Origin of the sequence: Bacillus sp. AP50 (assembly GCF_040492675.1) — a bacterium.
Taxonomy (GTDB): Bacteria; Bacillota; Bacilli; order Bacillales; family Bacillaceae_G; genus Bacillus_A; species Bacillus_A cereus.
In genome coordinates, this window is the sequence record NZ_JBEUTW010000530.1 from 1 (window position 1) to 3,327 (window position 3,327).

Here is a 3,327-nt window from a genome sequence, read left to right on the forward strand (position 1 = left end):
TAACTATCTATATATCATTATAAAATATTTATTTTCATAGCAGGAAAAAACATTTTTTAACAGAATATTAAATGTTTGATTACATTTTATTGGAGTGGATAATATGTCTTTTCAAATTCGTGAAGCAACGATAGATGATATAGACGCACTTTGTTCTTTAACGAAAGAATTAAAAGGTTCCTCTATTTCCTATGAAGATATGAACAACCGATTACAATTCGTACAAATGAGTCCGTTTGATTTTTTATATGTTTACGAGGAAGAAGAAGCTATATTTGGATTACTTGGATTTCGTATACGTGAAAATTTAGAAGATGTAACACGTTATGGAGAGATTTCAATTATTAGCGTTGATTCTAACATACGACGGAAAGGCATTGGACAAGTGTTGATGGATTATGCCGAGCAATTAGCAAAGAAACATAATTGCATTGGCACATGGCTAGTTAGTGGAACAAAAAGAGTAGAAGCTCATCCTTTTTACAAAAAATTAGGATATGAAGTAAATGGCTACAGATTTGTAAAACATTTTTAAACTACTTATAAATTGAAGGGACTATAACTATGACAAACATTAAAGCAATTTTCATTGATCGTGACGGTACAATTGGTGGTGACACTACAATACATTATCCAGGATCTTTTTCATTATTTCCATTCACAAAAACATCCTTGCAAAAACTAAAAGCTAAAAATATAAAAATTTTCTCTTTCACAAATCAACCTGGTATCGCAGATGGAATTGCAACTGTAGCCGATTTTGTACAAGAATTAGAAGGCTTCGGTTTTGATGATATTTATGTATGTCCTCATAAACACGGTGATGGTTGTGAATGCCGTAAACCAAGTACAGGCATGCTGCTTAAAGCAGCAAAAAAACATGGACTTAATTTAACACAATGTGCTGTAGTTGGTGATCGCTGGACTGATATTGTTGCAGGAGCAAAAGTAAATGCGACTACGATTCTAGTCCGAACAGGCGCTGGGTATGATGCTTTGCATACGTACCGAGACAAATGGGCACATATTGAACCAAACTACATTGCAGATAACTTTGAAGATGCAACGAACTGGGTTTTAAATCAACTATAATACAAATGAAGTTTTTGATTCACTCGAAATAATTTAAAACATAGTTTAAATAGCCTTTTTGGCAAATAATTGTCTTCCACAAAACGGATCACCTCAAAAGGTAGCAAGTTCCCTTTTGATACGCAAACATTGCAATTCAAATTATATTTTTTATTAGTAACAGCAATTAACGTAAAGAAGGAATAGCTTAGTGGCTATCCCTTCTTTATTGACTTCTATTATTTACATTTGTTATCTGTTTTTATTGAGTATTCTCATCGTTTTTATACTCCAAAACATCCCCTGGCTGACACTCCAAAGCTTTACATATCGCTTCTAATGTTGAAAAACGAACCGCTTTTGCTTTCCCATTTTTCAAAATAGAAAGATTCGCCATCGTAATTCCAACCTTCTCCGAAAGCTCCGTTACACTCATTTTTCGTTTTGCTAACATGACGTCAATATTAATAATGATTGTCATATCCGCCACCTCAGACCGTCAAATCATTTTCTGATTTTATGTTAATTGCCTCTTGTAGAAGTCGTTGGAGGATAGCAGCAAAAACGGCGATAACGAGCGAAGCAAAAACGATAATGAGTCCCACTAGCCCAATAGGAGGGTCCATTTTTTTCGCTATAAAATGAAAAAGTGGCAAACTTAATACATACAAACCACTGATTGTAATTGCACAGCGCTTTATATTCTTTAACGCCTTTACTGATAATTCCGAGAATGCTGTGTTCTCATCAATGTACTGTAAAAGATTGAAAGCCTGATAAAGAGCAACGTAAAAAGGCACAGCTGCTCCATACATCACAATGAAAACAAGATATTTCATCGGAGCAATATTAGGATACAAATTTGCTGCGAAATTCGCCATTTCCGGCACTAAAAATATGCATAAAGCAAGTACTGAAATTCCAGCAAGAAAAATAATTACTTTTAAGAACGTTGTTGAACTTCGTTTAAGATTCATTTACAATACCTCACTTATTTAATGGCAACATAATTTTATCACAACATTTATTGTTTAACAATAAATAAATATCGTTTTATTTTCGTCATATTTTTTAATTTAGGCAAAAATAAAAAAGAATTTCTCATTACAAAGAAATTCTTTTTCTTGAAAATGTCTCTTTCAACTTAATTTTTTAAAACGTTAATTCGTAATGGAAATAACGATTATCTCTCAAATAACCATTTTCAGCGTATAATCGTTGTGCTGATAAATTATCAATCTCCGTTTGCAGCTTTACACCTTTTGCTCCATTTTCTAATGCGTATTCTTTAGCAGCTTCTAATAATTTTTTACCTGTTCCGGCTCCACGCTTCGCCGCTTGTACAAATAAATCATTTAAAATCCATAATTCTTTCATTGAAATAGAAGAAAATGATGGATATAGTTGCGTGAACCCAATATATTCGCCGTCTTCAACTGCTACGAAAATAACAGACTCTTTTTTCTCAATTCTATTTCGTAAAAATACTTTTGCCCCTTCTAAATCAGAATCTTGCCTATAAAACATGCGATAGTTATTAAAAACTGATGCTAGTCCATCTAAATCTGCAATTGTTGCCTCATATATTCTCATTTTACTCCATTCCCCTTCCAATACTGTCTCATTATATCCGTTGCCCATTTAGGCTGGTGTATTTCTTCTGTCGGCATAAACTCTTTCATTATTGGTTTTATATCCAATATAGGAGTGCCATCAATAGCATCTAATCCCTCAACAATAATTGATTTACCTTCTCTTTTTATCACCTTTACAATTGTTACACCTATGCGATTTGGGCGATTTTTCCCGCGCTGTGCAAAAATACCTACTTCAGGATAATCCTTATTATTTCTAGGATGTCTAGCAAAATACTGAATTTGCTCGTCAGTTACTTTATGAAAATAAAAAACAACTTCAATATGAGAAAAATCTTCAACCCCTTGTATACTCTCTTCTGCATACATTTCAGTTAAAGTTATACGAGATCTTACTTCTCCCCACTCATCATCTTTTATTTCCTTTCTTTCATTATGTACAAATGCGATTGGTTGAACTGAAAACATACGCATTCCCCCTTAAATGTAACCACTTACATTATAAAATATTTTCTGAATGTTTTCCAGATATACGAATAAAGTTTACATAATATAATTATACTCTATCTAGAGCTACCTTGACTGCTTCAATTGCATGTATATGAGTTGTATCAAATATCGGGACAGATACGTTTTCTTGCTTTATTAATAACCCTATTTC

The 3,327-nt window shown here is 33.0% G+C and carries 6 protein-coding genes and 1 pseudogene; 2 read left to right on the forward strand and 5 right to left on the reverse strand.

Features of this window, described 5'->3' with window-relative positions; genetic code table 11:
• The first annotated feature begins 103 nt into the window (after positions 1–103).
• Both ABWK52_RS26025 and ABWK52_RS26030 read left to right on the forward strand, forming a co-directional pair.
• Positions 104–535 carry a GNAT family N-acetyltransferase gene (locus ABWK52_RS26025; RefSeq protein ID WP_000009776.1) on the forward strand — a complete coding sequence of 144 codons (432 nt, stop codon included), beginning with the start codon at positions 104–106 and terminating at the stop codon, positions 533–535.
• Positions 536–564: 29 nt separating this feature from the next.
• Complete coding sequence (locus ABWK52_RS26030) at positions 565–1,092, forward strand: HAD-IIIA family hydrolase (RefSeq protein WP_000181772.1); 528 nt, start codon at positions 565–567, stop codon at positions 1,090–1,092.
• 241 nt (positions 1,093–1,333) lie between these two features.
• On the opposite strand, the gene ABWK52_RS26035 is transcribed toward ABWK52_RS26030, so the two are convergent.
• From ABWK52_RS26035 to ABWK52_RS26055, 5 genes and pseudogenes are all read right to left on the reverse strand, one after another.
• Positions 1,334–1,552 (reverse strand): helix-turn-helix domain-containing protein, encoded by a 219-nt coding sequence (locus tag ABWK52_RS26035; RefSeq protein ID WP_000152535.1) that lies wholly within the window; start codon positions 1,550–1,552, stop codon positions 1,334–1,336.
• A gap of 10 nt (positions 1,553–1,562) precedes the next feature.
• Positions 1,563–2,048 carry a DUF2975 domain-containing protein gene (locus tag ABWK52_RS26040; protein WP_001050149.1) on the reverse strand — a complete coding sequence of 162 codons (486 nt, stop codon included), beginning with the start codon at positions 2,046–2,048 and terminating at the stop codon, positions 1,563–1,565.
• A 175-nt stretch (positions 2,049–2,223) separates the two neighbouring features.
• Complete coding sequence (locus ABWK52_RS26045; protein WP_001223866.1) at positions 2,224–2,664, reverse strand: GNAT family N-acetyltransferase; 441 nt, start codon at positions 2,662–2,664, stop codon at positions 2,224–2,226.
• Positions 2,661–3,134, reverse strand: a complete 474-nt coding sequence (locus ABWK52_RS26050; protein ID WP_000493255.1) for an SAM-dependent methyltransferase — start codon at positions 3,132–3,134, stop codon at positions 2,661–2,663. The genes ABWK52_RS26045 and ABWK52_RS26050 overlap by 4 nt, the downstream gene beginning before the upstream one ends.
• Positions 3,135–3,222: 88 nt before the next feature.
• Positions 3,223–3,327, reverse strand: a pseudogene (locus ABWK52_RS26055) (aspartate racemase); the annotation flags it as partial.

What these genes read in the sequence shown, in the direction of transcription:
- ABWK52_RS26050 (WP_000493255.1), bottom strand. Translation starts at nt 3,134, where the DNA reads ATGTTTTCAGTTCAACCAATCGCATTTGTACATAATGAAAGAAAGGAA.
- ABWK52_RS26045 (WP_001223866.1), bottom strand. Translation starts at nt 2,664, where the DNA reads ATGAGAATATATGAGGCAACAATTGCAGATTTAGATGGACTAGCATCA.
- ABWK52_RS26030 (WP_000181772.1), top strand. Translation starts at nt 565, where the DNA reads ATGACAAACATTAAAGCAATTTTCATTGATCGTGACGGTACAATTGGT.
- ABWK52_RS26035 (WP_000152535.1), bottom strand. Translation starts at nt 1,552, where the DNA reads ATGACAATCATTATTAATATTGACGTCATGTTAGCAAAACGAAAAATG.
- ABWK52_RS26025 (WP_000009776.1), top strand. Translation starts at nt 104, where the DNA reads ATGTCTTTTCAAATTCGTGAAGCAACGATAGATGATATAGACGCACTT.
- ABWK52_RS26040 (WP_001050149.1), bottom strand. Translation starts at nt 2,048, where the DNA reads ATGAATCTTAAACGAAGTTCAACAACGTTCTTAAAAGTAATTATTTTT.